Origin of the sequence: Cryobacterium adonitolivorans, assembly GCF_004402695.1 — a bacterium.
Taxonomy (GTDB): domain Bacteria; phylum Actinomycetota; class Actinomycetes; order Actinomycetales; family Microbacteriaceae; genus Cryobacterium; species Cryobacterium adonitolivorans.
This window is the reverse complement of the sequence record NZ_SOFL01000043.1, coordinates 90,616-112,002: the sequence shown is the minus strand read 5'-3', so window position 1 is coordinate 112,002 and position 21,387 is coordinate 90,616. Positions and strand designations below refer to the sequence as shown.

Sequence of the window (21,387 nt, the reverse complement as noted above, 5' to 3'; positions counted from 1 at the left end):
GCCGTCGACGTCGGGCCGCACCACCAGTCGGCGCTTGGCGAAGCCGGCGTCGGCGCGCTCCTGCAGCGGAACCGGGTGCATCCGCTCGAGGATCCGGCCGGCGACTCGGGCGAACTGGGTGGAGGTGAGCTTCTCCGCGGCGGGCAGTACCTTCGCTTCGAACGCGGGCAGGATTACCTCGGGAACGCCCTCGGTGAGATCAAGCATCTTCAGGGCGTGGCCCCAGGTGATGCTGCCGCGGCTGAGCGCCGCGTGGAAGGCGGGGAGCTGGCGGGTGAACCGGGCGGCGTTGAAGATCATGATGCCCGCCGTGGTGGCTGTCAGACGCAGTGCACCGCCGGCTTCGGCGGCCATGCACCGGCGGGCGAGTTCGTCGTCGTCCCAGGCCGGGCCGTGCGCGCCGGTGTCGGGATCGTTCCGGCCGGACTCGACAGGGTCACCGCCCAGGCCCGCGATAATGCGCGGCTCATGGCCGAGGCGGTCCAGCTCCGCCAGCAGGCGGGTGCGCTCGGCGTAGCAGGCGGCCAGCGCCTTTTCGTTGGTGATCAGCGGGTTGATGACGGCGCTGATCGCCGCCGCGACAGGATCCACCGCGGGATCCACCGCGGGGTCCGCGGCGTCATCTGGGGTGTCTCCGGGTGTGGCAGCTGAGGTGGCCATCGGGACAGTGAACCACCCACCACCGACACTCCCAGGCCCCACAAACCAGCTGTGGAAAGGTCGTAAAAGACCGGCCTGTGGAGGAGGGGCAGTCCTGGAGGGCAGCGCTACAGGTTGCCGAGAACCGTGCTCACGATGCGCTCGGCGTCGCCGGGCTCGATCATGTCGGGCGAGGTGACGGCCACCCAATACCCCCCAGTGAAGACCTGGGCGGTGCCGGTGTCGGCGGTGAAGTAGCCCTCCACGTCGGGGGCGCTGCCGTAGGTCGGCACGATCTCGCCGCCGGCCAGGGCCGCATCCTTCAGAGTGTTGGCGAGCGCCTCATTCGGCATGGCCAGCGCAACCTCGATGACCTCGCCGCTGGACTGGTTGAGCCAGCCGCAGGAGATGCCGTTATAGGTGGTCGCCGTGACAGCCGCGTCACTCGACGCGGAATAGCCCGGGTCGACGCCCATATTGGGGTTGAGGTCGTAGACGTCGTCCGCCGAGAGGACCTGGTCGCAGGTCTTGTCGACGGCGGTGCCTTCGGCGACGGGCTCGGGGGTGGCTGACGCTGTGGGCTCCTCGGTGGCAGTGGGCTCTGACGTGGCCGCGCCGGACGGCTTGGCCGTGGCCGAGGCGGTGGGCTCGGCGTCGCCTGCGGGTGCGCATCCAGCCAGGGCGATCAGAGCGAGCGAAGCGCCGGTGAGGGCGAATGCGGCGCGCAGTCGGCGGCCGGTGGCGAACGAGGACGAGCTGGAGTGGGTCACGCGTTGACCTTACCAACTGGGATGCCACTAGCTGGGACGCCGGGTAAGCTTGATCGCCGTGACCCCTGCCGAACTCTCCCAATCCCTGCTCGACCTCGTCAACTCCCTGGTCGAGCGCCGACGTGGCGAGGGGGCGGAGATCGCAGACCTCGGTCTGGTCGTCGCCGACATGTCGCTGGAGCGCCCGCGCAACCGCGACCACGGTGACTGGGCGTCGAGCGTCTCGATGAAGATCGCCAAGCCGCTGGGTACCAACCCCCGCGCCGTGGCCGCCGAGCTCGCCGCCGGCCTCGAAGCCATGCCAGAGGTTGCCTCCGTGGAGATCGCCGGCCCCGGCTTCATCAACATCCGTCTCGAGGCATCCGCCGCAGGCGCCCTCGCCCAGACCATCGTGAACGCCGGCCCGGTCTATGGCACCGGCCACCTGTACGACGGCATCAAGATCAACCTCGAGTTCGTCTCGGCCAACCCCACCGGCCCCATCCACATGGGTGGCGTGCGCTGGGCGGCCGTTGGCGACAGCCTCGCCCGCGTGCTGATCGCTGAGGGCGCGGATGTGACCCGCGAGTACTACTTCAATGACCACGGCTCGCAGATCGACCGGTTCGCCCGCAGCGTGCTGGCCGCCTACCTCGGCGAGCCCACCCCCGAAGACGGCTACGGCGGAGCGTACATCGGCGACATCGCCGACAAGGTCGTGGAGATCTACGAGGGCGACATCGCGAGCCTGCCCCGCGATGATCAACAGGAGATCTTCCGCTCCATCGGCGTGGACCTCATGTTCACCGAGATCAAGGAGAAGCTGCACGGCTTCGGCGTGGACTTCGACGTGTTCTTCCACGAAGACTCCCTGCACGAATCCGGCGCCGTCAACCGCGCCATCGATCGTCTGCGAGAGCAGGGCCACATCTTCGAACAGGATGGTGCCATCTGGCTGCGCACCACCACCTTCGGCGACGACCGCGACCGGGTCATCATCCGCTCGAACGGTGAGCCGGCCTACATCTCGGGCGACCTGGGCTACTACCTCGACAAGCGCGAGCGTGGCTTCGACCAGAACCTGATCATGCTCGGCGCGGACCACCACGGTTACATCGGCCGCATGATGGCCATGGTCGAGGCGTTCGGCGACGTGCCAGGGGTGAACCTGCAGATCCTCATCGGCCAGATGGTCAACCTGCTCAAGGGCGGCGAGCCCGTGCGGATGTCCAAGCGCGCCGGCACCATCGTCACCCTCGATGACCTCGTCGACGCTGTCGGCGTGGACGCCGGCCGGTACTCGCTGGTGCGCTCCTCGAGCGACTCGCAGCTGGACATCGACCTGGACCTTCTCGGTAAGCGCACCAACGAGAACCCCGTGTTTTACGTGCAGTACGCACACGCCCGCACCTGCTCGGTCGGCCGCAACGCCGTCGACTCCGGCGTGACCCATAGCGCCTTCGCCCCCGAACTGCTCACCCACGATAGTGAATCCGCCCTGCTCGGTGTGCTGCAGGAGTACCCGCGGGTGGTGGCCCAGGCCGCCGAACTGCGCGAGCCCCACCGGGTGGCCCGCTACATCGAAGAGGTCGCCGGCTACTACCACCGCTGGTACGACAACTGCCGGGTCATCCCGCTCGGCGACGAGCCGGTGACCGACCTGCACCGCACCCGGCTGTGGCTGAACGACGCCACCGGCCAGGTCATCCGCAACGGCCTCGGCCTGCTCGGCGTCTCGGCGCCGGAGCGCATGTAGGCCGGAGCGATCTTTCGTGACGAGCCCGACTCTGCCGAAACGCCGCCGACCCGCTCGCGGGCTGCTGGTGACGCTGATCGCGCTGATCGCGCTCGTGGGCATCTTCTTCGCCGTCGACGCGGGGCTGCGCGGCTACGCCCAGAATCGCGTCGCGAGCGAGATCGACGCCGGCCTGCCCGCGGGTGTCACCGGCGACGTCGACGTAGCCATCGGCGGTGCCTCGGTTATCGTGCAGTACCTCACCGGCAGCTTCGAGCGGGTGGAGCTGACCGCGCCGGCACTGTCCGTCAACGATGTGCCGGCATCCGTCTCGGTCGTCGCCACCGGCGTGCCCACCGACACGACCCAGCCCATCGGCCACGTCGATGGCACCGTCGACCTCGATCAGGCCGCCCTCAACGCATTGCTGCAGATCGCGCTGGCCGAAGCGGATGCCGACCCGGCCGCCCGCGACGCCGAATTCGAGCTCGGCACCAACGAGATCACCTATACCGGGGAGCTGAGCGTCTTCGGGCTGCCGATCGGCTATCAGGCCACCGCGACTCCCAGTGTCACCGCCGACTCTCTCGTGCTCACCCCCACCGACGCGCAGGTCACCTCCGGGGCCGGCAGTCTCGACGTGAGCAGACTCGTTGAGCTGGCGCTCGGCACCCAGCCGATCAGCCTGTGCGTGGCCGAATACCTGCCGCAGGGCGTCACACTCACTGACGTGCAGACCACAGCCGAGCGCGCACGCATTACGCTGGAGTCGAGCACATTGACGCTCACCGAACAGTCGCTCACCACCCTGGGCAGCTGTTCCACCGCTTGATTCGGCGCGCGCAACTCGCAGTCGCTAGAATTCCGGTAGATTCCCGCGCCTCTTTCGGCGCGTCTCTTTGCTGGCTTCAGGGACCAATCCGGGTTCGCTCGCCACTTCGTGAGACACCCACTTGACTCCTGTGAGGTTTTCACCCGTGGCCCATAATCCACTCGCCCCCGAGTGGCTCAGCTCCCCAGCTGATGCCAACACGCTCGCCGACGGCCTCTGGCCGGCCTCCGCGCAGCGCTCCGACGCCGGTACCATCACGATCGGCGGCGTCAGCGCCCCCGAGCTCGCGGCCCAATTCGGCACCCCGCTCTACGTGATCGACGAGACAGATGCCCGCAGCCGCGCCGCCGGGCTACGCGCCGCGTTCGACACCGAGTTCGCCCGCATCGGCACCACGGTGCGGGTGTACTACGCCGCCAAGGCCTTCCTTTCCACCGAGGTCGCCCGCTGGATGGTCGACGCGGGCCTCAACATCGACGTGTGCAGCGGCGGCGAACTCGCCGTGGCCCTGGCCGCCGGCGTCGAGCCCGGCCGGATCGGCTTTCACGGCAACAACAAGTCGCGCACCGAGATCGACGACGCCACCCGCGTGGGCGTGGGCACCATCATCATCGACAGCCCCATCGAGATCGACCGGGTCGCCGAGGCCGCCGGCCGGCACGGGGTCGTGCAGAACGTGCGCCTGCGCGTGAACAGCGGCGTGCACGCGCACACCCACGAGTTCCTGGCCACCTCGCACGAAGACCAGAAGTTCGGCGTGGTCTTCGAAGACGCCCCGGCCCTGGTCGCCGCGATCCGGGCCCGGCCGAGCCTCAACTTCCTCGGCCTGCACTGCCACATCGGCTCGCAGATCTTCGGCGTCGACGGCTTCGCCGAATCGGCATCGCGCCTGCTCAGCCTGCATGCCGAGCTTCTGACGAGCGGCCCGGTGCCCGAACTCAACCTCGGTGGCGGCTTCGGCATCGCCTACACGAGCGCCGACGACCCCAGCCCGATCGCCGACCTGGCCGCTGGCCTGGCCGACATTGTCGCCGCTGAATGCGCCCGCCGCGACATCCCGCTGCCCGTGATCGCCATCGAACCGGGCCGCGTCATCGTCGGACCGGCCGGCGTGACCCTCTATGAAGTGGGCACCATCAAGCCCGTGCAGATCGGCGAGCACACCAGGCTCTACGTGAGCATCGACGGCGGCATGAGCGACAACGCCCGCCCGGCGCTCTACGGCGCCGAGTTCTCCGTGCGGCTGGCCGACCGGGTGTCGCATGCTGCGCCCGCGTTGGTGCGCATCGCCGGCAAGCACTGCGAAAGCGGCGACATCGTCGTGGACGCCGACTACCTGCCCGGCGATGTGGCGCCGGGAGATTTGGTAATGGTGCCCGCGACCGGCGCGTATTGCTGGTCGCTGGCGAGTAACTACAACTATGTGGGACGGCCTCCTGTCGTGGCCGTGGCGGGTGGGGCCGCCAGGGTGATTGTTCGGGGGGAGACGATCGAGGATCTGCTGGCCAGGGACGTGGGGGTCTCGACAGGCTCGACCAGCGGACTGCGCTCGACAAACGAAATGAAGGAAACAACCCGATGATCGAATACCGCAATCTGCGCGTCGCCCTGCTCGGCGGTGGTTCGGTCGGTGCCCAGGTGGCCCGCCTGCTGCTTGAGCACCGCGACGAGCTCGCCAACCGGGTGGGCGCGAGCCTCGAGCTCGTCGGCATCCTGGTGCGCGATCTCGACGCCCCGCGCACCGTCGACCTGCCCCGCGAGCTGTTCACCACCGACGCCGACTCGCTGATTCTCGGCGCAGACATCGTCATCGAGCTGATGGGCGGCATCGAGCCCGCCCGCAGCTACATCCTCGAGGCGATCAACTCCGGCGCCGACGTGGTCACCGCGAACAAGGCGCTGCTCGCCCAGCACGGCGCGGAGCTGTTCGAAGCCGCCGACCAGGTGGGCGCCCAGCTCAACTACGAGGCCGCCGTGGCCGGCGCCATCCCCATCGTGCGGCCGCTCCGCGACAGCCTCGCCGGCGACACCGTCAACCGGATCCTCGGCATCGTGAACGGAACCACCAACTTCATCCTCGACCGGATGGATGTGGCCGGCGACAGCCTCGAGGATGCCCTGGCCACCGCCACCGACCTCGGCTACGCCGAAGCCGACCCCACCGCCGACATCGAAGGCTACGACGCCGCGCAGAAGGCCGCCCTGCTGGCCAGCCTGGCATTCCACACCAATGTCCCCCTCGAGAAGGTCTACCGGGAGGGCATCACCAAGGTCACCCCGCAGCAGATCGAGTCGGCGCGGAAGGCCGGTTACGTCGTGAAGCTGCTCGCCATCTGTGAACGCCTCACCGACCCCGAGACCGGCGAACAGGGCGTCTCTGCCCGCGTCTACCCGGCCATGGTGCACCGCGGCCACCCGCTCGCCGCCGTGCACGGCGCCAACAACGCCGTCTTCGTCGAGGCCGAGGCCGCTGGCCCGCTGATGTTCTACGGCGCAGGCGCCGGGGGAGTGCAGACCGCCTCCGCAGTGCTCGGCGACCTCGTCTCCGTCGCCCGCCGCCACGTGATGGGCGGCCCGGGCTACGCGGCGTCCAGCCACGCCGACCTGCCGGTGCTCGACATCGGCAAGGTCACCACACGCTACGCCGTGACCCTCGAGGTCACGGACGAGCCCGGCGTGCTCGCCACCATCGCCGGGGTGTTCAGCAAGAACCACGTCTCGCTCGCGCAGGTCGAACAGTCGATGACGCTCGAGCAGCCCGGAACCGCCAGTCACGAGCCCGTGTCGGGCACAGCTACCCTAGTCATTGGAACCCACGAGGCCACGGAGGCTGCGCTTGCCGCGACCGTGAACGACCTTGCCGCCAACAGTGTCGTCACCAATGTCGAATCCGTTTTGAGAGTTGAAGGAGTCTGATGTCCAGCGAACGAGAGACCGGTCAGCACCAGTTGGTTAAGACCCAGTCCCGTCAGTGGCGCGGTGTGCTGCGCGAGTATGCCGACAGACTGAACGTCAGCGACGCCACCCCGATCATCACGCTCGGCGAGGGCGGCACCCCGCTGATCCCCGCCGCGGCGCTGTCCGCACGCACCGGCGCCAAGGTGTGGGTCAAGTACGAGGGCATGAACCCCACCGGGTCGTTCAAGGACCGCGGCATGACGATGGCCATCTCCAAGGCCGTCGAAGACGGTGCCAAGGCCGTCATCTGCGCCTCTACGGGCAACACTTCCGCGTCGGCGGCCGCCTACGCCACCCACGCCGGCATCAAGGCCGTCGTGCTGGTGCCGGAGGGCAAGATCGCCATGGGCAAGCTCAGCCAGGCCATCGCGCACAACGCGCAGCTGCTGCAGGTGCAGGGCAACTTCGACGACTGCCTCGACATCGCCCGCGACCTCAGCAAGAACTACCCCGTGCACCTGGTCAACTCGGTCAACCCCGACCGCATCGAGGGCCAGAAGACCGCCGCGTTCGAGGTCGTCGAGGTGCTCGAAGACGCGCCGGACATCCACATCGTCCCGGTCGGCAACGCCGGCAACTACACGGCGTACTTCCGTGGCTACAGCGAAGAACTTGCTCGCGGCGCCACCACGAAACTGCCCCGGATGTTCGGGTTCCAGGCCGCGGGCAGTGCCCCGATCGTGCTCGGCCACCGTGTCGAGCACCCGGAGACCATCGCCAGCGCCATCCGCATCGGCAACCCGGCCTCGTGGGACCTCGCTTTGAACGCCCGCGAGGTGAGCGACGGCTACTTCGGTGCCATCAGCGACGAGAAGATCCTCGAGGCCTACCGCATCCTTTCCGCCGAGGTGGGCATCTTCGTGGAGCCGGCCTCCGCGATCAGCGTCGCCGGCCTGCTCGAACGTGCCGACGCCGGCCAGATCCCCGCCGGCGCCACCGTGGTACTCACGGTCACCGGCCACGGTCTGAAGGACCCGCAGTGGGCGCTTCGCACCGCGGACGGAAGCGACGTGAAGCCCACGATCGTGCCCGTCGACACCGTCGCCATCGCCGAGCTGCTGGGTCTGGGCCAGAAATGACCACGGCGCTCCCCGTCGTGGGACGCAATGCGCTGGCGGGCCGTTCGGTCGTCGTGAAGGTTCCGGCCACCACCGCGAACCTCGGCCCCGGCTTCGACACCCTCGGCCTGGCCCTGGCTCACTACGACCACCTGCAGGTTGAGGTGACCGACGAGTCCGGCGTGTTCGTCGAGGTGCACGGCGTCGGCGCCGGAGAGGTGCCCACCGACGAGACCAACCTCGTCGTGCGCGCCATCGCGCACACCTTCGCCGCCTACGGGATTCCACTGCCGGGACTCAAGCTGGTCGCCGAGAACGTGATCCCGCACGGCCGCGGGATGGGGTCATCCGGTGCCGCCATCGTCTCAGGGATCATGGCCGCCAAGGGCCTGCTCGAGGGCATCGTGGAGATCGACTCCGACGCGCTGCTGGTGCTCGCCACCGAGATGGAGGGGCACCCGGACAACGTGGCGCCCGCCCTGTTCGGCGGCCTGACCATCGCCTGGATGACGCCGGAGGGCCCGAAGCACAAGAAGCTGATGGTGCACCGCGGCGTGTCGCCGATGGTCTTCGTGCCAGTGCACGCCATGTCCACCGCGTTGGCCCGCAGCCTGCAGCCGGAGTCGGTGCCGCACGAGGATGCCGTCTTCAACCTCTCGCGTTCCGCACTGCTGATCGCCGCTCTCATCCAGAGCCCGGAACTATTGCTCGCCGCCACCGAGGACAAGCTTCACCAGAGCTACCGGGCAGCGGCCATGCCGGAGACCAATCGCCTGATCACCCTGCTGCGCGCGCACGGCTTTGCGGCTGTCGTCTCCGGCGCCGGCCCGTCGATCCTGGTCCTGGCCAGCGATCCCGGGCAACGCCTGGTGGCCGCCGACCTGGTGACCGAGACGAGTGAGACGCCCTGGCAGACACTGATGCTGGCCGTCGATTTCAAGGGTGCCACGGTCATTCGCACCGACGCCTAGCTTTCGAGCTGAGACCAGAGCCCCTTCCCGACGTTCGGGAAGGGGCTCTTCTTGCGTGTCGGCGAACAAGAGTTACCGACCGAACCTGCTAGAGTGGTTGCGCACCCGATAGAAACCGCCTCCGCGGATCTGTTCTCTGGTGTATTCCCTGTAACTCACTGCTATCGCGTTTTCGTGCGTGGCTGTGTGTGTTCATTCCAATCCGCCATTGCGTGGGACTGGATCACCCGCAGCCCACCGGCGCTGCAACATCTTCTCTGGCCAATTCGTAAGAGCCAGAGGGAAGGACAAAACTTCGTGACCAACGTCAACCTCCATGCCAACGGCGTGGACATCTCACGCCTGACCACCCTTCGCGTCGCCGAGCTTCAGGCTCTGGCGGGCGAACTGGGTATCCAGGGCGCATCCAAACTTCGTAAAGGAGAGCTCGTGGACGCAATCACCGCGAACCAGTCCAACACGACCGAGTCGGCTGCATCCGCTGACGCCGCCGTCATCGACGCCGCCGTCACTGACGCACCGGCGCAGGCCGCACCCGTAGAGGCCGTCGCTGTCGTCGCCGACGCGCCAACCGAGGCCGCACCCAAGAAGCGGGTCTCCCGCCGGGTGAGCACCAGCGCGTCGGCACCCGCCGTCGCACATGTCAACGCCGACGGTGACCTGGGCCTCGGCCTGATCGTCCCGGAGACCGCGAAGACCCGCAAGACCACGGCTCCCGCCACCTACGCCGGTGCCACCGACAACATCGTTGCCGACGCACCCGTCGTGGAGAAGCCGGTTCGCCAGGCCCGGAAGCGCGCCAGCACCGCCACGATCACCGAGGCCGCTATCTCCGAGGCCGTCGCCAAGGCGAACGCCGCCGAGGCCGCTGCTCCGGTCGCCGAGGCGCCCGCGCCCGCCGCAGAGCCCGCCGCCGAGACCCAGGCTGGTGCCGGCCGCAACCGTCGCGGCAACGGTCGTAGCGAGAACCGCAACGAGAACCGCAATGAGTCGCGCAACGACGGACGCAACGGTGGACGCAACGGCGGCAACAACCGCAACAACAACAACAACAACGCCACCACCGCCCGCAACGCCTTTGACGCGCGCAGCATGATCGACGCCCAGAACGCCGAAGACGGCTTTGAGGCTCCCGAGACGATCGAAGCCGCACCGGCCGAGACCGACTCTGCTGACACCACCGAGAGCACCGAGTCCCGCATCCAGCGTCCGGAGGGCGTCGTTCGCGCCGAGCGCGCCGAGCGCGGCGGACGCCAGCGCAACCAGCGCGGTGCACGCGCCGAGCAGGCCGAGCCGACCGAGCAGGCCGAGCAGACCAAGCAGGTTGAACCGACCGAGCAGGTTGAACCGGCCGAGCAGGCCGAAACGACTGAGCAGGCCGACACCAGCACCACCGAGCAGTCCGACGAGCAGGCCGAGCAGCCCCGCCAGGGTCGCAGCCGCAACCGCAGCCGCGGCGGCGACCGCAACCAGCAGGGCGACCGTGCTCAGGGCGACCGTGCCCCGCAGGCCTCGGATGACCGTGGCGCCGAGCGTGGTGACGACCGCCAGCAGAACCAGCGCCAGGCCGGCAACCGCGGCCAGGACCGCCAGCAGCAGGACCGCCAGCAGAGCGACCGCGCCCAGCAGGAGCGCCAGGGCCAGGACCGCAACCAGGGCCTGGACCGCAGCTCCGGCCCAGAGGACGAACTGAACGGCCGCAACAACCGCAGCCGTTTTCGTGACCGCAAGCGTCGCGGCGCCACCGCCAACGACGACTTCGAGCCCGAGCTGACCGACGATGACGTGCTCATCCCGGTTGCCGGTATCCTCGACGTGCTCGACAACTACGCCTTCGTGCGCACCTCCGGCTACCTGCCCGGTGCCAGCGACGTCTACGTCTCGCTCGGCCAGGTCAAGAAGTACAACCTGCGCAAGGGTGACGCCGTCGTCGGCTCGATCCGTCAGCCGCACGAGGGTGACCAGAGCGGCCGCCAGAAGTACAACGCGATCGTCAAGGTCGACTCCATCAACGGCCTGACCGTTGAGGAAGCCGCCACCCGCGTCGAGTTCCAGAAGCTGACCCCGCTCTACCCGCAGGAGCGTCTGCGCCTCGAGACCGAGCCGGGCAAGCTGACCCAGCGCATCATCGACCTTGTCGCCCCGATCGGCAAGGGCCAGCGCGGCCTGATCGTCGCGCCGCCCAAGGCCGGCAAGACCATCGTCATGCAGCAGATCGCCAACGCCATCGCCACCAACAACCCCGAGGTCCACCTCATGGTCGTCCTGGTCGACGAGCGTCCCGAGGAGGTCACCGACATGCAGCGCACGGTGAAGGGTGAGGTCATCGCCTCAACCTTCGACCGTCCCGCCGAAGACCACACCACCGTCGCCGAACTCGCCATCGAGCGCGCCAAGCGTCTCGTGGAGCTCGGCCACGACGTCGTCGTGCTGCTCGACTCCATCACCCGCCTCGGCCGCGCCTACAACCTGACGGCCCCGCCGAGCGGCCGGATCCTCTCCGGTGGCGTCGACGCATCCGCGCTGTACCCGCCCAAGCGGTTCTTCGGTGCTGCCCGCAACATCGAGAACGGCGGCTCGCTCACCATCCTCGCCTCCGCGCTGGTGGAGACCGGGTCCAAGATGGACGAGGTCATCTTCGAGGAGTTCAAGGGCACCGGCAACATGGAGCTGCGCCTGTCGCGCCACCTGGCCGACAAGCGGATCTTCCCGGCCGTCGACGTCAACGCATCCGGCACGCGCCGCGAAGAAATGCTGATGAGCGCCGATGAGGTCAAGATCACCTGGAAGCTGCGCCGCGCGCTGGCCGGGCTCGAGCAGCAGCAGGCGCTCGAGGTCATCCTGGGCCGGCTCAAGGAGACCTCGTCCAACGTCGAGTTCCTGATGCAGGTTCAGAAGTCGATGCCGACCCCGAACGGGTCAGACAAGGATCACTGATGTTCGAGTCTGTCCTGACTCTGCAGGCTGAGCACGACGAGCTGCAGTCCCAGCTGGCGGACCCGGAGTTGCACGCGAATCCGGCCCGTTCCAAGAAAGTCAACCGTCGTTACGCCGAGCTCAGCCGCATTATCGCGGCATGGAACGAGTGGAAAGAGATTGGCGACAATCTCGACGCCGCTCGTGAGCTCGCCGACGAGGATGACTCGTTCGCCGACGAGATTCCCGGTCTCACCGACCAGCTGGAGGACGCAGCCGAAAAGCTGCGCCGCCTGCTGATCCCGCGCGACCCGCTGGACGCCCGTGACGTGATCATGGAGATCAAGATGGGGGAGGGCGGTGCGGAATCCGCACTGTTCGCCGCCGATCTCCTGCGCATGTACCTGCACTACGCAGAGTCCAAGCGCTGGAAAACCGAGATCATCGAGCAGACCACGAGCGACCTCGGCGGAATCAAGGACATCCAGTTGGCCATCAAGGGCAACTCGGCTGACCCCGCCGAGGGCGTCTGGGCGCACCTCAAGTACGAGGGTGGCGTGCACCGTGTTCAGCGGGTGCCGGCCACCGAGTCGCAGGGACGCATCCACACCTCGGCGGCGGGCGTTCTCGTCTTCCCCGAGGTTGATGAGCCCGAAGAGGTCGAACTGCACCCGAACGACCTCAAGATCGACGTCTATCGCTCCAGCGGACCCGGCGGCCAGTCGGTGAACACCACCGACTCCGCCGTACGGATCACCCACCTTCCCACCGGGATCGTGGTGGCCATGCAGAACGAGAAGAGCCAGCTGCAGAACAAGGAAGCGGGTATGCGCGTGCTGCGCGCCCGCGTCCTCGCCCGGCAGCAGGAAGAGATCGACGAGGCCGCCTCGTTGGTGCGTAAGGGCCAGATCCGCACCATGGACCGGTCGGAGCGCATCCGCACGTACAACTTCCCGGAGAACCGCATCGCGGACCACCGCACCGGGTACAAGGCATACAACCTGGACACCGTGATGAACGGCGCCCTGGATGCTGTGATTGACTCGTGCATCACCGCCGACGAGGCCACCCGCCTCGCTGAGATCGGTGACCACGACTAGCTTTGAGCACCGTGTTCTGAACCAGACAAGGGCGCCCCGGCTTCGGCCGGGGCGCCCTTTCTCGTCCAACTAGGCTGAGCGTCATGCCCGGCCTCACCTTCGTCACCACCGACCCGGGCTCGCCCGCTGCCGCTGCCACGCTGTGGGCCTACTACGACGACATCGTCGGCCGGTATTGGGGCCGTGCCCCGTTGCCGGGCGAGACCGACTCGGCCGTGGCGGATGAACCCAGCGGCGACCTGCAGGGTGACACCGGTGTGCTTGTGCTCGGAATGCTGGATGGCGAACCGGTCGCCTGTGGCGGGGTGCGTTTCGTCGGCGGTGGAGTCGGCGAGTTGACCCGCGTCTACGTGGCCAGTGCGGCGCGGGGGATCGGCGCCGGCGCCGGCTTGCTGGCCCATCTGGATGTGCTCGCCGCGCGCGCCGGAATCACCCGGCTGCGGCTCACCGTGCGCAGCGATCTCGTGGAAGCGCGCCGCCTGTACGCCCGGTGTGGCTACCTGGAGGTCGCCCCATTCAACACCGAACCGTATGCGGAGCATTGGTTCGCGAAGGAGCTGCGCTGACCGCCGTCTACGTGAGCAGGTCGGCGTGGTGGATGGCCGCGACGTCCGGGTGGGCGCGCATGCGGCTCTTCAACGAGTTCTCGCCGTAGGTGGTGAAGATCGGGTTCTCCGGGTCGACGGTGATGCCGGGGGCGTGCAACTCCTCCGGCAGCGTGAGCACCGGGATGGTGGCGTCCAGCGCCGGGCTGTAGAAGAACGGGATCGAGATCCGGTCGGTGCCGATCAGGGGGGAGATCACCCTGTGCACCGTCGCCTTGAGGTAGCCATCCGTCGCCACTTCGAGCAGTTCGCCGATGTTCACCACGAAGGCGCCGTCGAGCGGGGGAGCGTCGATCCACTCGCCGTCCTTCTCCACCTGCAGCCCTCCCTTGCCCGGCTCGACGAACAACAGCGTGAGCACGCCGGAGTCCTTGTGGGCGCCGACGCCCTGCTTGGGGGTGGGGTCTGACTTGCCCGGGTAGCGCACGATCTTGATCAGCGTCGACGGCTTCTGGGCGAACGCCGCATCGAAGACGTGCTCGTCGGCGCCGAGTGACAGGGCCCACGCCTGCATCAGGCGCAGTGCGACGGCGTTGAGCTCTTCGCGCCAGGAGGTCATGACCTCTTCAAGGGCGGGCAGGTTCACCGGCCACTGGTTGGGGCCCTCCAGCCGGAGGTAGTCCGCGCTCTCCGGGGTGAGCTGCAGGGCGGGGCGTTCCGGTCCGATGTCGATCTGCTCGCGCCAGTCCACCTTGCCCTGGGTGAGTTCGCCGCCCACGCGGGTGTAGCCGCGGAAGTGCGGGCTCTGCAGGTTCTCGATGGCCATCTTGTCGTCCTCGGGCAGGTTAAAGAAGGCCCGCGAGGTGGTTATCACCCGCTCGATGAGGTCGGCCGGCACGCCATGCCCGGTGAGGTAGAAGAACCCGTACTCGTGGGTTGCCTCGCGCAACTGGGCCCGGAACGCCTCGGCCTCCTCCGGTCCGGCGTCGAGGCGGGACAGGTCGAGGATCGGGAGCGACGGGGCGGCTGCGGCGGCGGCTGAGGTTGTCATGACAACTATTCTGCCAACAATTTCACGATATCCGGCCGGTGTTACACCGGATTGCCAAGGTCGAAGATTCTGCGGGTGACTATCCGTGCCAGCGGCCGCGTTCGAAGAAACCCTCGGTGAACCGGGTTCAGCTGCCGGATTTGAGCAGGCCGCGCGCTGCCTTGATCTCCTCGGCGGTGCCGCGCTGGGCGCGAGCGGGGATGCCGAGCAGGATGGATCGGGCCGGAGCGTCCCTGGTGACGACGGCGTTGGCACCCACGGTGCTCCACTCGCCCAGGGTGATGGGGCCGAGGATCTTGGCGCCGGCGCCCACGGTCACGCCGTCGTTCAGTCGGGGGTGGCGCCGGGCACCCGGCACGTTCCCGTGCCGGCTCTTCCCGCCGAGGGTGACCCCGTGGTACAGCATCACGTCGTCGCCCACCACGGCGGTTTCGCCGATCACGACGCCCATGCCGTGGTCGATGAACAGGCGCCGGCCAATGGTGGCGCCGGGGTGGATTTCCACTCCGGTGAGGAACCTGGTCACCTGGGACAACAGCCGGGCCGGCAGGCGCAGGCCTGCCAGCCACAGCCGGTGCGTGACGCGATAGGCCCACACGGCATGCACACCGCTATAGGCGAGCACAACCTCCGCCTTGCTGTGCGCGGCAGGGTCGTGCCTTTGCGCCATCGCGATGTCCTCGCGAACGCGTGCGAACACTCCCATGCCGGGCACCTGTCTGTAGTTTGTCGAGCAGCGGATGGTGCCTAGTCCACGAGGTCTTCGTACAGGACGGTGCTGATGTACCGCTCGCCGAAGCCGGGCACGATCACGACGATGGTCTTGCCGGCGTTCTCGGGCAGCTTGGCCTGTTCGAGTGCTGCCCATACCGCGGCGCCTCCAGAGATACCGGCGAGGATGCCCTCCTCTGTGGCCAGGGCACGAGCTGTGGCGACGGAGTCGGCGAGGGTCACATCGGTGACCTCGTCGTAGACGTGGGTGTCGAGAACCGTCGGCACGAAGTTGGCGCCGATGCCCTGGATCTTGTGCGGGCCGGGAGCGCCGCCGTTGAGGATGGGGGAGTCCTTGGGCTCGACGCCGATCACGCGGACGGAGGGCTTGCGCTCCTTGAGCAGCTGCCCGGCGCCGGTGATGGTGCCGCCGGTGCCGATACCGGCCACCAGCAGGTCCACGGCGCCGTCGGTGTCGTCCCAGATCTCCACTCCGGTGGTGGCCTTGTGGATGGCCGGGTTCGCCGGGTTGTCGAACTGGCGGGCCCAGATCGCACCGGGGGTGGCCGCGGCGATTTCCTTGGCCTTCTCGACCGCGCCGCGCATGCCCTCGGAGCCGGGCGTGAGTACGAGCTCGGCGCCGTAGGCGCGCAGGAGGATCTTGCGCTCCTTGCTCATGGTCTCCGGCATCGCCAGGATGACCGAGTAGCCGCGGGCGGCGCCGACCATGGCCAGGGCGATGCCGGTGTTCCCGCTGGTGCCCTCCACGATGGTGCCGCCGGGCTTGAGTTCTCCCGAGGCTTCGGCGGCGTCGACGATGGCGATGCCGATGCGGTCCTTGACACTGCTGGAGGGATTGTAGAACTCGAGCTTGGCGAGCACAGTCGCGCTGGAGGCGCCGGGCAGGCGATTCAGCTTCACCAGCGGGGTACCGCCGACGGTTTCGGTAATGTCTGAGTAAATCCGTGCGGACATCGGTAGACCTTTCCTGAGGCTCTCCTGGAGCCGACTGGTGCGGATGCTCCGCAGGTGGGTAGTGCCGTAACGAAAGCGGGTGCTCGAGCACGCGTCGTTAAGCCTAGAGCCATGACGATACCCAGTGAGGCCTAGAGAGTTGCGTAAGATTCCAGTTTGTGACGCCTTCCCATAGCAACTCCGGCTCCCTGTCCGAAATTCCAACCACGCTCGAGCGGATGCGGGCCTTCGCCGCCGCCGCCCTGGCCGGAGCGGGAATCGACGGCGCCGAGATCGACGCCGACCTGTTGATCGGGCACGTGCTCGGTCAGAGCCGCGGGCAGGTGCAGGCCGGCGCCATCATGGGCAGCGTCCTCAGCGACACCGATGCGGCGGCCATCCTCGCCCTCGTTCAGCGCCGTGAGAAGCGCGAACCCCTGCAGCACATCACCGGCCGGGCGCCGTTCCGTGGTCTCGAACTCAACGTGGGACCCGGCGTTTTCGTGCCGCGCCCCGAAACAGAGGGTGTCGCCCAGCTGGCCATCGACGCCCTGCGTTCAATGGCCGATCCCGAGCCGATCGGGGTGGACCTCGGCACCGGCAGCGGCGCCATCGCCCTGGCCCTGGCCACCGAGGTGCCGCACGCCCGCGTCTACGCCTGCGAGAATTCGGCCGACGCGTTCCCGTGGACCAGCCGCAACTTCACCGAGGTGGCCGCCGACAACGCCACCCTGGTGTTCGCCGACCTCGCCGGCGCCTTCACCGAGCTGAACGGCACCGTCTCCGTGGTGGTGTCGAACCCGCCATACATCCCGGCCGACGCCATCCCCCGCGACCCCGAGGTGCGCCTATTCGACCCGGCCCACGCCCTCTTCGGCGGGCCGGATGGCCTGGACATCGTGCGGCTGGTGTCGCAGACGGGCCTGCGACTGCTGCGCGCCGGGGGCGTGCTCGTGATCGAGCACGGCGAACTGCAGGGCGCCGAGATCCGCGCTCTCCTCGACGCCGACGGCTGGCGAGCCACCGCCACCCACCGCGACCTCACCACCCGCGACCGCAGCACCACGGCCCTGCGCGCGCCCGTCGACCCCGCGAACTGAGAGAAAAGCCCCGAAAAGTCGCCCGAATTGGGGCTCAACTCACGGTTCGCGGGAGGTTCGCCACGTCGAAACCCGAGGGTGTCATCGATCAGGATCGCGTTCTCCGGGAGCACCCCGAACTTGCTCAGGGCTCTCGTGAACGCCCCGCCGCTCGGGTTTCGAGGCGCCGAGCACCGCGCTGGTGAGGTCGTTGCCCTGCAGGATCTCCGAGACGTCCGGCGCCAGCAGCGGAAGCGAATCCCGGAACGGCACCGGGTTGTTCGACAGCAGTGACACGGTGCCACGGGAGGCGACCCTGGACAGGGCATCGATGGCGCCCTGCATCGGACCCATCGCCGCCGCCCTGGCCTGCTGCCACTGATCGCGGGTGAGGGCGGTGCCGGTGAGCTCGTGCCAGGCCTCGAGATACTCCTCGCTCGAGTGGTATTCGCCCTCCACGGCGGCCCGCTCGTGGCCGCCCACCCAACACGTGGACGCCAGGTGATACTGGCTGGCCCCGGTCAACCGGGCCAACGCCGGCAGGCGCTCGCGGAAGTCATACTCGAAGAGCGTGGTGTCACACACCTCCAGTATTGCCCCGTGCACCGGCTCCGTCGCCGGGCCCTCACAGGATGGCTGCACTAGAATCGTGCCCGATGACACGTATCTATGATTGCTCGGTCGACGAGGAACGCTCGACCGGCATGCGACTGGCACGCTCGGCGATCGGCCGCGGCGCGCTCGTCGTCATCCCCACCGACACCGTCTACGGCCTCGCCGCTGACGCCTTCAACCCCGAGGCCGTGCAGAAACTGCTGGATGCCAAGGGCCGCGGCCGCCAGTCGCCTCCGCCGGTGCTCATCCCGGGTATCCCCACCCTTGACGCCCTCGCCCAGGACGTGCCGGAGCCCGTGCGCGCCCTGGTCGCCGAGTTCTGGCCCGGCGGTCTCACCGTGGTGCTGACGGCACAGTCGTCCCTGGTCTGGGACCTCGGCGACACCCGCGGCACAGTGGCCCTGCGGATGCCGCGCAACCAGGTAGCCCTTGACCTCCTGGCGGAGACCGGCCCGCTTGCCGTCTCGAGCGCCAACACCAGCGGCATGCCCTCGGCCATCGACGTGATCGGCGCAGAGGACATGCTGGGGATCAGCGTCGCTGTCTACCTCGACGGGGGAGTCGCGGGAATGGACTATGAGCCGATCGGTGACCGCGCCGGCGACACCTCCTCCACGATCGTGGACGCCACCGCTTTCGCCACCAACGGCGGCAAGCTGGTCATCGTGCGGAACGGTGTGATCTCCCGAGCCGCGATCGAGGCCGTCATCGGCGACGCCCTCGCCCCGGTGGCCGAACAATGACCCTTTTCATCCTGTTGGCGCTTGTTTCGGCGGTCGTGACCTTTCTCATGTCGATAGTCGTGCTCAAGCTCACCCACAAGTACCGGCTGTACCCCAAGATCCGTGAACGCGATGTGCACACCCGGCCCACACCGCGGCTGGGCGGCATCGCCATGTTCCTCGGCATCCTGGTGGCCTTCGGGGTGTCTTACCTGGTGGCGTCCCAGTTCGCGCCGTTGCGGTTGATCTTCGCCGACCCGCACCAGATCATGGCCATCCTCGGCGCGGCCCTGCTGATCGTGCTGCTCGGTGTCGCCGACGACATCTGGGACCTCGACTGGATGACCAAGCTGCTGGGCCAGTTCATCGCCGCCGGCCTGGTCGCCTGGCAGGGCGTGCAGGTCTTCTCCCTGCCCATCGGCGGCCTCACCGTCGGATCCTCCTGGATGTCGATCGTGATCACGGTCATGGCCATCGTCATCGTGATGAACATGATCAACTTCATCGACGGGCTCGACGGGCTGGTCGCCGGGGTCGCGCTCATCGCCAACGGCGTGTTCTTCATCTACAGCTACCTGCTGGTGCGCGACACCTCGCCCACCAACTACTTCAACCTCGCCTCCCTGATTGCCGCGATCCTCGTCGGCGCCTGCGTGGGCTTCCTTCCAGTGAACTGGCGGCCTGCCAAAATGTTCATGGGCGACGCCGGCGCCCTGCTGGTCGGGCTGCTGATGGCCACCTCGGCCATCGCGATCACCGGCCAGGTCGACCCCACGGCCGTCAACCGCTCACAGCTGTTCCCGGCTTTCATCCCGCTCATCCTGCCGGTGGCGATCCTCATCATCCCGCTGCTCGACTTCGGCCTGGCCGTGTTCCGGCGGGTACGCGCCGGAAAATCGCCGTTCAGTGCCGACCGGAAGCACCTGCACCACCGGCTCCTGGACATGGGGCACTCCCACCTGCACGCCGTGCTGATTTTCTACGGCTGGACCGCCGCCGCCTCGGTGGGCTGCCTGCTGTACTACGTGCTCCCGGTATTCTTCGGTCTTCCCACCTGGTGGGCCACCGTGTTCCTGGTGAGCGCCCTGGTCATCTGCACCGTCGTGACCCTTGCCCCTCTGAGCCGTCGCAAGGCCATCGAGGCCGCCAGCCAGCTCGCCCCGGCGACCGGCGCCATCGGGGTGCCCACCATTGCCCGGCTTGATCCCCTCGACGAGGCGTCTGACGCCAAGGAGCCCGTATGACCCCCGCACCCGTTCCCTCCGACAACCCCACGACCGCGCCCCTGGCGACTCCCGTGGACGCCAAGAAGATCCTCACGGAGGTCCTCAAGTACACCGGCCTGCTGGCGATCGCGATCGCCGTCATCGGCGGCGGCCTGGGTTACCTGTTCGCCGGAACTGACGGCCTCATCAGCGCCCTCATCGGCACCGCGCTGGCCGTTCTGTTCGCGTCCATCACCGCCGTCAGCATCATCGGGGCGATGCGGTTCGATATCGCCGCATTCTTCGGCATCGTGATGGGCGCCTGGCTGCTGAAGATCGTTGTCTTCATCGTCATCCTCGCCCTTCTGCGCGACGCCCCCTTCGTTCACACGATGGTGCTCTTCCTCACCGTGATCGCCGGCGCCGTCGGAACCATGCTGATCGACGTGATCGTGGTGTTCCGATCCAAGTTGGGCTACGCGAGCAACGTCACGCTGCCCAGCTCGCCGGACGAGACCGCACCCTGACTCTTCGGCCCTTGTCGTCGATTAGGTCACCCAGAGCGATTGTTGGTAAAGTGAAAACACTCTCAGGTGGCAGTGTTCGCCCCCGAGCCGCTGACCGAATTCCCACACTGTCGCCTATGTGCGTCCGCACAGAAACAGGAGATAGCGCTGTTGTATAACGCTGCGTACTTGCTGATTCCCATGGAATCCGAAGGCGAATTCCACGCTCCCGGGATCGGCGAATTCCTCGGCCTGCCGGCGCTGTTTTTCGCTGACACGCCCTTCGAGATCAACCGCATCATTCTGGTTCGCCTGCTGGCCATCGCGCTCATGCTGTTCCTGTTCTGGTTCGCGCTGCGCAAGCCCACCCGGGTCCCGGGTCGCAACCAGAGCATCGCCGAACTCGCGCTGGGCTTCGTCCAGGTTCAGATTGCCGACCAGATCCTCGGCAAGGACCTGGGTCGGCGCTACCTGCCGCTGCTGGCCGGATTGTTCTTCGGCATCCTCGCGATGAATATCACCGGTGTCGTGCCGTTCCTCAATATCTCGGGCACGTCGATCATCGCCATGCCGCTCGTGCTCGGCCTCGTCGCGTACGTGGTGTTCATCTACGCCGGCATCAAGGCGCTGGGCCCGGGCAAGTTCTTCAAGAACTCGCTCTTCCCCGCCGGTGTGCCGTGGCCGATCTACATCCTGCTCGCGCCGATCGAGTTCATCAACATCTTCATCGTGCGGCCGCTCTCGCTGGCCCTGCGACTCCTGCTCAACATGATGGTCGGGCACCTGCTGCTCGTGCTGTGCTTCAGCGCCACGAACTTCTTCTTCTTCACCGCCGGTGGATGGGCTGGACTCTTCGGCGTGGGAACGCTCGCGTTCGGGTTCATCTTCACCTTCGTTGAATTCGCCGTGTACATCCTCCAGGCGTATATCTTCACCCTTCTGACCGCCGTGTACGTGCAACAAGCTGTGGCTGAAGAGCACTGACACAACTGAACTGGCTACGTCGACCGACGTCGTTTTTCGATTGAAAGGAAACACCTA

At 67.6% G+C, this 21,387-nt stretch carries 20 protein-coding genes; 14 read left to right on the top strand and 6 right to left on the bottom strand.

What is annotated here, in order from left to right:
• Nucleotides 1-660 (bottom strand): 13E12 repeat family protein (locus tag E3O42_RS13270; protein ID WP_241984826.1); only part of this gene is annotated, 660 nt, incomplete at its 3' end.
• A 107-nt stretch (nucleotides 661-767) separates the two neighbouring features.
• Nucleotides 768-1,409 carry an iron ABC transporter ATP-binding protein gene (locus tag E3O42_RS13265; RefSeq protein WP_134454381.1) on the bottom strand — a complete coding sequence of 214 codons (642 nt, stop codon included), beginning with the start codon at nucleotides 1,407-1,409 and terminating at the stop codon, nucleotides 768-770.
• 58 nt (nucleotides 1,410-1,467) lie between these two features.
• On the opposite strand from E3O42_RS13265, the gene argS reads away from it, so the two are divergent.
• The 9 genes from argS (at nucleotide 1,468) to E3O42_RS13220 (ending at nucleotide 13,524) form a co-directional block, all read left to right on the top strand.
• Nucleotides 1,468-3,144, top strand: coding sequence for an arginine--tRNA ligase (argS, locus tag E3O42_RS13260; protein WP_134454380.1), 1,677 nt, complete (start codon nucleotides 1,468-1,470; stop codon nucleotides 3,142-3,144).
• A gap of 16 nt (nucleotides 3,145-3,160) precedes the next feature.
• Nucleotides 3,161-3,955, top strand: a complete 795-nt coding sequence (locus E3O42_RS13255) for an LmeA family phospholipid-binding protein (protein ID WP_134454379.1) — start codon at nucleotides 3,161-3,163, stop codon at nucleotides 3,953-3,955.
• A gap of 145 nt (nucleotides 3,956-4,100) precedes the next feature.
• Nucleotides 4,101-5,537: a diaminopimelate decarboxylase gene (gene lysA / locus E3O42_RS13250; protein WP_134454378.1), complete on the top strand. Its 1,437-nt coding sequence runs from the start codon at nucleotides 4,101-4,103 to the stop codon at nucleotides 5,535-5,537.
• Nucleotides 5,534-6,871: a homoserine dehydrogenase gene (locus E3O42_RS13245; protein WP_134454377.1), complete on the top strand. Its 1,338-nt coding sequence runs from the start codon at nucleotides 5,534-5,536 to the stop codon at nucleotides 6,869-6,871. Before lysA ends, E3O42_RS13245 begins: the two co-directional genes overlap by 4 nt.
• Entirely contained in the window at nucleotides 6,871-7,992 is a 1,122-nt protein-coding gene (thrC, locus tag E3O42_RS13240) for a threonine synthase (protein WP_134454376.1), read from the top strand. The genes E3O42_RS13245 and thrC overlap by 1 nt, the downstream gene beginning before the upstream one ends.
• Nucleotides 7,989-8,942 (top strand): homoserine kinase, encoded by a 954-nt coding sequence (thrB, locus tag E3O42_RS13235; RefSeq protein ID WP_134454375.1) that lies wholly within the window; start codon nucleotides 7,989-7,991, stop codon nucleotides 8,940-8,942. The genes thrC and thrB overlap by 4 nt, the downstream gene beginning before the upstream one ends.
• A gap of 297 nt (nucleotides 8,943-9,239) precedes the next feature.
• A complete protein-coding gene (rho, locus tag E3O42_RS13230) occupies nucleotides 9,240-11,879 on the top strand; it encodes a transcription termination factor Rho (RefSeq protein ID WP_166787995.1) in 2,640 nt (879 codons plus the stop codon).
• Complete coding sequence (prfA, locus tag E3O42_RS13225; RefSeq protein WP_134454374.1) at nucleotides 11,879-12,958, top strand: peptide chain release factor 1; 1,080 nt, start codon at nucleotides 11,879-11,881, stop codon at nucleotides 12,956-12,958. Before rho ends, prfA begins: the two co-directional genes overlap by 1 nt.
• Before the next feature lie 83 nt (nucleotides 12,959-13,041).
• Nucleotides 13,042-13,524 carry a GNAT family N-acetyltransferase gene (locus E3O42_RS13220; RefSeq protein ID WP_134454373.1) on the top strand — a complete coding sequence of 161 codons (483 nt, stop codon included), beginning with the start codon at nucleotides 13,042-13,044 and terminating at the stop codon, nucleotides 13,522-13,524.
• A 7-nt stretch (nucleotides 13,525-13,531) separates the two neighbouring features.
• On the opposite strand, the gene E3O42_RS13215 is transcribed toward E3O42_RS13220, so the two are convergent.
• The 3 genes from E3O42_RS13215 to cysK all read right to left on the bottom strand — a co-directional run bounded on the left by E3O42_RS13215 (nucleotide 13,532) and on the right by cysK (nucleotide 16,240).
• A complete protein-coding gene (locus tag E3O42_RS13215; RefSeq protein WP_134454372.1) occupies nucleotides 13,532-14,554 on the bottom strand; it encodes an isopenicillin N synthase family dioxygenase in 1,023 nt (340 codons plus the stop codon).
• Between the two features lie 127 nt (nucleotides 14,555-14,681).
• Entirely contained in the window at nucleotides 14,682-15,260 is a 579-nt protein-coding gene (gene epsC / locus E3O42_RS13210; RefSeq protein WP_134454371.1) for a serine O-acetyltransferase EpsC, read from the bottom strand.
• A 41-nt stretch (nucleotides 15,261-15,301) separates the two neighbouring features.
• Complete coding sequence (cysK, locus tag E3O42_RS13205; protein WP_134454370.1) at nucleotides 15,302-16,240, bottom strand: cysteine synthase A; 939 nt, start codon at nucleotides 16,238-16,240, stop codon at nucleotides 15,302-15,304.
• A 218-nt stretch (nucleotides 16,241-16,458) separates the two neighbouring features.
• On the opposite strand from cysK, the gene prmC reads away from it, so the two are divergent.
• Entirely contained in the window at nucleotides 16,459-17,319 is an 861-nt protein-coding gene (gene prmC / locus E3O42_RS13200; protein ID WP_134454397.1) for a peptide chain release factor N(5)-glutamine methyltransferase, read from the top strand.
• Nucleotides 17,320-17,400: 81 nt separating this feature from the next.
• Here the strand turns inward: prmC and E3O42_RS13195 are convergent, their stop codons facing one another.
• Nucleotides 17,401-17,883, bottom strand: a complete 483-nt coding sequence (locus E3O42_RS13195) for a hypothetical protein (protein WP_134454369.1) — start codon at nucleotides 17,881-17,883, stop codon at nucleotides 17,401-17,403.
• 71 nt (nucleotides 17,884-17,954) lie between these two features.
• Here E3O42_RS13195 and E3O42_RS13190 point away from each other — a divergent pair, with 71 nt between their 5' ends.
• From E3O42_RS13190 to atpB, 4 genes are all read left to right on the top strand, one after another.
• On the top strand, nucleotides 17,955-18,656 hold the full coding sequence (locus E3O42_RS13190; RefSeq protein WP_134454368.1) for an L-threonylcarbamoyladenylate synthase: 702 nt from the start codon (nucleotides 17,955-17,957) through the stop codon (nucleotides 18,654-18,656).
• On the top strand, nucleotides 18,653-19,879 hold the full coding sequence (locus E3O42_RS13185; RefSeq protein ID WP_134454367.1) for an MraY family glycosyltransferase: 1,227 nt from the start codon (nucleotides 18,653-18,655) through the stop codon (nucleotides 19,877-19,879). The genes E3O42_RS13190 and E3O42_RS13185 overlap by 4 nt, the downstream gene beginning before the upstream one ends.
• On the top strand, nucleotides 19,876-20,367 hold the full coding sequence (locus E3O42_RS13180) for a Cg1360 family ATP-synthase-associated protein (RefSeq protein ID WP_134454366.1): 492 nt from the start codon (nucleotides 19,876-19,878) through the stop codon (nucleotides 20,365-20,367). The genes E3O42_RS13185 and E3O42_RS13180 overlap by 4 nt, the downstream gene beginning before the upstream one ends.
• A 180-nt stretch (nucleotides 20,368-20,547) precedes the next feature.
• Nucleotides 20,548-21,330, top strand: a complete 783-nt coding sequence (gene atpB, locus E3O42_RS13175) for a F0F1 ATP synthase subunit A (protein WP_134454365.1) — start codon at nucleotides 20,548-20,550, stop codon at nucleotides 21,328-21,330.
• The last annotated feature ends 57 nt before the right edge of the window (nucleotides 21,331-21,387 follow it).